General features: G+C 58.8%; 7 protein-coding genes. 1 reads left to right on the top strand and 6 read right to left on the bottom strand.

Annotation, left to right across the window (positions count from 1 at the left end; translation table 11 throughout):
* The 3 genes from V7665_RS12700 to V7665_RS12690 all read right to left on the bottom strand — a co-directional run.
* The coding region (locus V7665_RS12700) for a hypothetical protein (protein WP_335664902.1) at nucleotides 1-419 on the bottom strand (419 nt) is incomplete at its 3' end.
* 39 nt (nucleotides 420-458) lie between these two features.
* The gene (gene parE / locus V7665_RS12695; RefSeq protein WP_335664901.1) at nucleotides 459-2,447 is read right to left on the bottom strand and encodes a DNA topoisomerase IV subunit B; all 1,989 of its coding nucleotides are present in this window, start codon (nucleotides 2,445-2,447) and stop codon (nucleotides 459-461) included.
* A 110-nt stretch (nucleotides 2,448-2,557) separates the two neighbouring features.
* Complete coding sequence (locus tag V7665_RS12690) at nucleotides 2,558-3,232, bottom strand: GcrA family cell cycle regulator (protein ID WP_335664900.1); 675 nt, start codon at nucleotides 3,230-3,232, stop codon at nucleotides 2,558-2,560.
* Between the two features lie 131 nt (nucleotides 3,233-3,363).
* On the opposite strand from V7665_RS12690, the gene V7665_RS12685 reads away from it, so the two are divergent.
* Entirely contained in the window at nucleotides 3,364-4,221 is an 858-nt protein-coding gene (locus V7665_RS12685; RefSeq protein WP_442955231.1) for an ABC transporter permease, read from the top strand.
* A 32-nt stretch (nucleotides 4,222-4,253) separates the two neighbouring features.
* Here the strand turns inward: V7665_RS12685 and hspQ are convergent, their stop codons facing one another.
* The 3 genes from hspQ to V7665_RS12670 all read right to left on the bottom strand — a co-directional run.
* Nucleotides 4,254-4,634, bottom strand: a complete 381-nt coding sequence (gene hspQ / locus V7665_RS12680; protein ID WP_335664899.1) for a heat shock protein HspQ — start codon at nucleotides 4,632-4,634, stop codon at nucleotides 4,254-4,256.
* Between the two features lie 265 nt (nucleotides 4,635-4,899).
* Nucleotides 4,900-5,772: a hypothetical protein gene (locus V7665_RS12675; protein ID WP_335664898.1), complete on the bottom strand. Its 873-nt coding sequence runs from the start codon at nucleotides 5,770-5,772 to the stop codon at nucleotides 4,900-4,902.
* 99 nt (nucleotides 5,773-5,871) lie between these two features.
* Nucleotides 5,872-6,524: S8 family serine peptidase (locus tag V7665_RS12670; protein ID WP_335664897.1), on the bottom strand; the 653-nt coding region annotated here is incomplete at its 5' end.

The raw sequence follows: 6,524 nt of genomic DNA, 5'->3' as shown, positions 1-6,524 counted from the left end.
ACATCGGCGATCGAATTGCCCGCGGCTTCGAAACCGGTCAGTTGCAACCCGGAAATCCGATAAGGCTGATCGTTTTCAAGGTCCATATTGACCGTGCCAATAGATTTTTCATAGCGAATCTCGAGGATCGCGGAATTGGCGTTGCGCGGGTTGATCAAGATTATTTCCAGCGGCTGGCCCTGCTGCGCCGCAACTTGTCTGGTCAGCGCGCGAAACTGGACAGGGGGCACAGCATTGCGGAAATTCTCGTCGAAAACCTCGGCTTCAATCTCTTCTCCCTGCAACAGGCGCAGCACATCCTGAGCTCGCTGCGAAAGCTGCTGGGAGATGACCGGCTCGGTCTGCGCATGGGCGTGACTTGAAATTGCCAGCGTCGAACAGGAAAGCAGAACCAGAGCGAAGGCGTAATGGAACCGCACAATAATCTCCCGTAACTGGCTTCAGTCAGGCTCTATCCACTAGGCGTCGATCACATCTTCATCAAGGCTGGCGGCATTTTGCTGGATGAAGTTGAACCGATGTTCGGGATTTTTGCCCATCAGCCGGTCGACCAGGTCCTTGACGCTGGCGCGTTGCTCATATTCCTGCGGCAGCGTCACCTTGAACATGGAGCGGGTTTTCGGGTCCATCGTCGTTTCCCGCAGCTGCGACGGATTCATTTCGCCAAGCCCCTTGAACCGGCTGACGTCGACCTTCTTGCCCTTGAACGGACCATTTTCAATTTTCGTACGGGCCGCGTCATCCTGAGCATAGAGGCTCTTGTTTCCCGCGCTGATGCGATAGAGCGGCGGGCGCGCCAGATAGAGATGTCCCTGCCGGACCATTTCGGGCATTTCCTGGAAGAAAAAGGTCATCAGCAGGGTGGCGATATGGGCGCCGTCGACATCGGCGTCGGTCATGATGATCACCCGTTCGTAGCGCAGATTATCCGGATCGCAGTCCTTGCGCGTGCCACAACCGAGCGCGAGGATCAGGTCGGCAATCTCGCTATTGGCCATGATCTTGGCGTTGTTGGCGGAGGCGACATTGAGGATTTTACCGCGGATCGGCAGGATCGCCTGGGTCTTGCGTTCCCGCGCCTGTTTCGCGGAACCGCCAGCGCTGTCGCCTTCGACGATGAACAATTCGGTGCCTGCCGGATCGCCGATCGAACAATCGGTCAGCTTGCCGGGGAGGCGGACCTTGCGGCCAGATGTCGCGGTCTTGCGCTTGACCTCACGCTCGGCCTTGCGTTTCAGCCGCTCGTCCATCCGTTCCATGACAAAACCGAGCAGCGCCTTGCCGCGATCCATATTGTCGGTGAGAAAATGGTCGAAATGGTCGCGCACCGCATTTTCGACGAATTTTGTCGCCTCCGGGGAGGTCAGGCGGTCCTTGGTCTGGCTTTGAAATTGCGGATCGCGGATGAACACCGACAGCATCATTTCGCCGCCGGAGATAATGTCATCCGCGGTCAGCTGTGCTGCCTTCTTGATCTGGACCAGCTCGCCAAAGGCCCGCAGTCCGCGAACCAGCGCGTTGCGCAGGCCGGCTTCGTGGGTGCCGCCATTGGGCGTGGGGATGGTGTTGCAATACCAGCTATAGCTGCCATCGGTCCAGATCGGCCAGGTGATCGCCCATTCGACCCGGCCCTGTTCCTCCGGAAAATCCTGACTGCCGGCGAAGAAATCGGTGGTGACGCATTCGCGCCCGGCGAGCTGTTCGCGCAGATGATCGGAGAGACCGCCGGGGAACTGGAAAACCGCTTCTGCGGGGACATCGTCGCTGGCCTGGCTCTCATCGCATTTCCAGCGGATCTCGACACCGGCGTAGAGATAGGCCTTGGAACGGGCCAGTTTGAACAGCCGTGAGGGCTTGAACCGATTGCCTTCGCCAAAAATCTCGATATCGGGAACGAAGGAGATGCTGGTACCGCGGCGGTTGGGAGTCGAGCCAACTTCCTCGAGTTTCGACGTCGCCAGACCTTGCGAGAAGGACTGGCGATAAATGGTCTTGTTGCGCGCCACTTCGACGATTGTATCGGAGGACAGGGCGTTGACGACCGATACGCCGACGCCGTGCAGCCCGCCCGATGTCGCATAGGCCTTGTCCGAGAATTTGCCGCCCGAGTGGAGCGTGGTCATGATCACTTCGAGCGCTGATTTGCCGGGAAATTTCGGGTGCGGATCGACCGGAATCCCGCGACCATTGTCGCTGACGGTCAGACGATTGTCGGCGTCCAGCGTGATCTCGATCCGGCTGGCATGGCCGGCAACCGCTTCGTCCATGCTATTGTCGATGACTTCGGCAGCGAGATGATGGAGCGCGCGCTCATCAACTCCGCCAATATACATGCCGGGCCGCTTGCGGACAGGCTCAAGCCCTTCCAGAACCTCGATCGCCGAGGCATCATAGTCACCGGTTTTGGATTGGGTTGGCGGGTTGGAACCGAACAGATCATCAGACATGTTCGACCCTATAAGAGCGCAGGAGTCACACTGGCAAGAGACTTATGCGGTCTCTGGCCAGTGCATTGAAAATTGTTGTAATTTGGTCGCTTGCCTGACGAATTTCGGGCTTAACGAACCCGTGGGCCGCCAAAGGGCAGCGGTGGCGGCGCACGACGGGCACCGCGCGGCAATTGGGCCTGAAACGCACGACCGCAATGTTCGACGCAATAGGGAAAGCCCGGGTTCACTTCCTGGCCGCAAAAATGGAAGTCGGGTTCGCCCGGATGGTTGATCGGCCAGCGGCAAATCTTGTCATTCAGGTCGAGCAGGCTGGTCTTGTCGGCAATTTCGTCGCTCGGCTTGGCCGGAACCAGACGGCGCGGCGGTGCGGGTGGAATCGGTGCCTGCTGGTCACCGGGACCCTGACGCAAGAAGCCGCCGGGACCGACAGAGACGACCTTCGGGCCATCATGCTTGGGCTGGCGGGCCTGTTGAGCGGCATGGGTGCGGGCTGCCGGCGTTGGTGGTGGCATGGCGCGTCGCGCAACATGCTCTTCCTTCGGCTTGGCAACGGCACCGGCCTTTGCCGGTGGCTTTTTCGCCTTGGGTGCGGGTTTCACACCTTTTTTGGCCTGTGGCTTGGCTTTTACCGGAGAGGGACGTGACTTCAGGCCAAGGCGATGCGCCTTGCCGATCACGGCATTACGGCTGACGCCGCCCAGTTCTTCGGCGATCTGGCTGGCGGTCAGGCCTTTTTCCCACATATTCTTCAGCGAATCGATTCGCTCATCCGTCCAAGCCATGCAAAGTCCTAATCATCTCGAGTTACGGGCGATATAGGGTCGACGGGGTGATTATACAACCATGATATTGGCACGCTATTTGCGCGATATGGGGTTGTGATTGGCGCTGTGAGCCGATAGGCGGAATGAATATGCTCGACCAATCCAAAAAAGATCAGACAAGCGGCCTGCCGGCCAATGCGATGCACTTTGCCGAACCCGGAGTGCCGATCATTCGCGGCGTAAATTGGGCCGGATTTCTGGCGCTCTACTGGAAAGAGGTCCGGCGGTTTGTCAAAGTCCAGTTGCAGACGATCTGGGCCCCTTCGATCACCACATTATTGTTCCTGATCATTTTTACCGTCGCCATGGGCCGCGGTGACCGCACCGTATTGGGTGTGCCGTTCGCCGACTTTATCGCGCCCGGCCTGATCTGCATGGGCATGTTGCAAAATGCCTTTGCCAACAGCAGCTTTTCGATGCTGGTCGGCAAGATTCAGGGCACCATCATCGATTATCTGACTCCGCCGCTGTCGGTCGGAGAATTGCTGGCGGCGCTGGTTACATCCTCGATGACAAGAGCGATATTGGTCGGTTTCGCGGTCTGGCTGGCGATGTTCATCTGGCCGGGCGTCAATGTCGACATCGTCCATGGCTGGGCAGTGCTCTGGTTTGGCTTCATGGGCGCGGCGATGTTGTCGCTGCTCGGCGTGCTGACATCGATCTGGGCGGAAAAATTCGACCATGCCGCTGCGGTCAGCAATTTCGTGGTCGCGCCGCTGGCGCTCCTGTCCGGCACATTTTATTCGATCGACCGCCTGTCTCCGGTGTTTCAGGCGGTGAGCCATGTGAACCCGTTTTTCTACGCCATATCCGGATTCCGCTATGGCTTTCTGGGCGTAGCGGATTCGCCGATCATAGTCGGCGCATTGGTCTTGCTGGCGATCAATATCGGCCTGGCGACACTCTGCTATTTCTTGTTGAAATCGGGCTGGAAGATCAAGTCCTGATCAGGCCCGCCCCGGTGCTTTCGTACCGGCCTCTAATGCTGATGAATGCTGTGTAGCTTGTATTTGCCACTCTCGGTTGCCTGAAACAGGCGAGCGACATCGGGATGGCTGATCGGTTCGCCGCTGTCATCGGGCAAAAGATTTTGCTGGCTGACATAGGCGACATAGCTGCTCTCGGCATTTTCCGCGAACAGATGATAGAATGGCTGGTCTCTCGGCGGCTGCAAATCCTTTGGAATCGCCTCATACCATTCTTCGCTATTGGCGAAGACCGGATCAATATCATAGATAACGCCGCGAAAATCAAAAATGCGATGGCGCACGACATCGCCAATGGCAAAGCGCGCATCGAGTATATCGGGCGTGTTGGGCGGCAATGGATTACCGGACTTGAACGGATCTGCTAAATTCATGCTTATAATTTAAGCGCTTTGGGTTCAGATGCAAGCGTCACATCGGGATTTGGACGGGATGAGCGAGCGTGGCAGGGATTTGGGCGCGTTCGTTCGGCGGGACGGGCCATTGCGGATAGCGAATCTGTCGGTCCGCTTGTGATCCCAGTTTCAGGTCAAATCACAGAAAAAAGCGCGCCAGACCCTGGTCTGACGCGCCCATTGCAGACAGGGTGCCGGGGGAGGGGGGCTTTTTCAGGTCATCGGCACCCTGCCAGCAAACTCTCTATTGATTGGTTTCGGCTGCGGGCGTTTTTTCCTGCTGCTTGGCAGCTTGCTTGATCTGGCCTTTGCTCATCCCGGTCACCAGCACATCGCCCGATCCGGCGAAATCTGCCGCAGGCAAGGTGGCGGTGCGGTTGCCGGATTCAACAACCACGGAATTGACTACGCCCGAACCGCTCTGCCGGACTTCCTGAACATAGCCAATCACGCGGCCCTTCGGGTCTTCGATCGGCATTCCGGGTGCGACAGCAAACATACCATCGGCATTGGCAGCGGTGCTGCCCGAGGCTGCGAGTTGGCCCAGATTGCCCATTGCCATGCCGTTACCTGCCGCACTGCCGGCAAGGGAACCGACACCCATCGCGCCGGCGACAGCATTGCGAGCCATTCCGGCCCCGGTCGATGCAGCGCCGCTGGCGGCTGATCTTGCGCTCCCGGCGGTATTGCGGGTTGTGCCAAACGCCTGTCCGGCGGTCGAACGCACCGCATCGGTGCCGAGCAAAGTCGTATCCGAGCTGCCATTTGCAGACCCGGAAGCAGAGCCGCTCGCTGCTCCATTGGCGACATTGTTCATGGGATCGACACCGCCGAGGAGCGAGCCATTGGCACTGGAATTATTATTGGCATCGGTCGCTACTCGGCCTGACCGGATGTCAACCGTCCGGTCCACTTGCGTGGAACTGGCAACACCACCGCGTCCGGTCAGGGTGCCTCCAGCCTGGCCAATGGTCTCCGGCCCATTGCTGCCCAGACCCCCGGTCAGTGAACCACCGAGCGAGCCTCCGATACCGCCGCTGCCGCCAAGCAACTGGGCTGATGCAGGCGCTGTAGCCAGAAGCGCGATTGTGATTGTGCTTGCGATCAATTTTTTCATGATATGTCTCCGTTTGTGACGATGACATTTTCGTCATCTACCAGGAGAACGAACCGGCTTGCCGATTTAATCCATCGCTTGCGAAAAATATTTGAAAATCTAGCGGATCGCGCAGTTTTCGCAGATCAGGCCATGGCCATAGACCTTGTCCGCACCCTTTTTGCCGAGATCCCTAGCTTCGCCGATCAGCGCGTTTACGGCCGCTTCGATGCGGGCAATATTGGGAGAGGGATAATGAGCGGCGAGACGAGCCGCTACCATTGGCGCGGCAAAGGATGTGCCGCGCAACGGCACGGTTTTCCCATCTGGAGATGCGCCCTTGATGTCCGCTCCGGGCGCAGCGAAATCGACCGGTGTAGCAATGCCGGCTTCGGGCAGTGCCCGATGCTGGCGATCCACGCCTGTCACTCCGAGGACGCCCTTGTAAGCCGCCGGGAACCGGGGCGGTGCCGCAGGCCCGTCATTGCCCACGGCAGCCACAATCAGCATGCCCTTGGCTTGCGCAGATCTGATCGCCCGGCGGAGCAAGCCATTGTCTGGCCCGACAAGGCTGATGGTCACCACCGGAATGGTCCGGGTCGCCATCCAGCCGAGCGCGCGCGCTATCGCGGTTGCGTTGCCTCCGGCCGGATCGCTGCCATAAATATCAGCCGATAATAATCCTCTGCCGCTATTTTTCTGGCTCATCGAAATCAGCGACGCAATCGCTGTGCCGTGCGCGCTCGCCAGGGGCGCACCTTTGGCAAATCCGC

The sequence above is a fragment of the Parasphingorhabdus sp. genome (assembly GCF_036964675.1).
Lineage (GTDB): Bacteria > Pseudomonadota > Alphaproteobacteria > Sphingomonadales > Sphingomonadaceae > Parasphingorhabdus.
This window is presented reverse-complemented; position numbering and strand designations above follow the sequence as displayed.

What these genes read in the sequence shown, in the direction of transcription:
- V7665_RS12675 (WP_335664898.1), bottom strand. Translation starts at nt 5,772, where the DNA reads ATGAAAAAATTGATCGCAAGCACAATCACAATCGCGCTTCTGGCTACA.
- V7665_RS12685 (WP_442955231.1), top strand. Translation starts at nt 3,364, where the DNA reads ATGCTCGACCAATCCAAAAAAGATCAGACAAGCGGCCTGCCGGCCAAT.
- parE (WP_335664901.1), bottom strand. Translation starts at nt 2,447, where the DNA reads ATGTCTGATGATCTGTTCGGTTCCAACCCGCCAACCCAATCCAAAACC.
- V7665_RS12690 (WP_335664900.1), bottom strand. Translation starts at nt 3,232, where the DNA reads ATGGCTTGGACGGATGAGCGAATCGATTCGCTGAAGAATATGTGGGAA.
- hspQ (WP_335664899.1), bottom strand. Translation starts at nt 4,634, where the DNA reads ATGAATTTAGCAGATCCGTTCAAGTCCGGTAATCCATTGCCGCCCAAC.